This window comes from Mesorhizobium sp. M3A.F.Ca.ET.175.01.1.1, from assembly GCF_004791945.1.
In the GTDB taxonomy this organism is placed as follows: domain Bacteria; phylum Pseudomonadota; class Alphaproteobacteria; order Rhizobiales; family Rhizobiaceae; genus Mesorhizobium.
Genome location: NZ_SRTP01000094.1, coordinates 1 through 418 on the forward strand (window position 1 = coordinate 1; position 418 = coordinate 418).

Sequence of the window (418 nt, forward strand, 5' to 3'; positions counted from 1 at the left end):
TCGGCGACCAGGCGCCAGACCGGCTTGCCTGCTTCCTTCGCCCACAGGTCCCAGACCGCATTGACCACCGCGCCGACGGCGAGATGCATGGCGCCCTTGTCCGGGCCGATCCATCGCAACTGGCTGTCGCCGGTCACATGATGCCAGAAGCGGCCGGGATCCTGCTTCACCCAGTCGAGGTCGAGCCCGACGACGAGATGGCGCAACGCCTCGATCGCCGCGCAGCAGATATCGTTGCCGCGGCCGATGGTGAAGGTGAGCCCATGGCCTTTCAGCGACGGGACATCGGTGTCCAGGATGACATAGGCGGCCGAGTAATCCGGGTCCGGATTCATCGCGTCCGAGCCGTCGAGGCTTTGCGACGTCGGGAAGCGCAGGTCGAAGGTTCTGAGGTCCGTCATTTTCGTCATTGCTGCCT

Annotated in this window: 1 pseudogene; it reads right to left on the reverse strand. The window is 64.8% G+C overall.

Annotation, left to right across the window (positions count from 1 at the left end):
- Window positions 1–410 (reverse strand): annotated as a pseudogene (locus EN818_RS30890) (fuconate dehydratase); the annotation flags it as partial.
- Window positions 411–418: the final 8 nt, after the last annotated feature.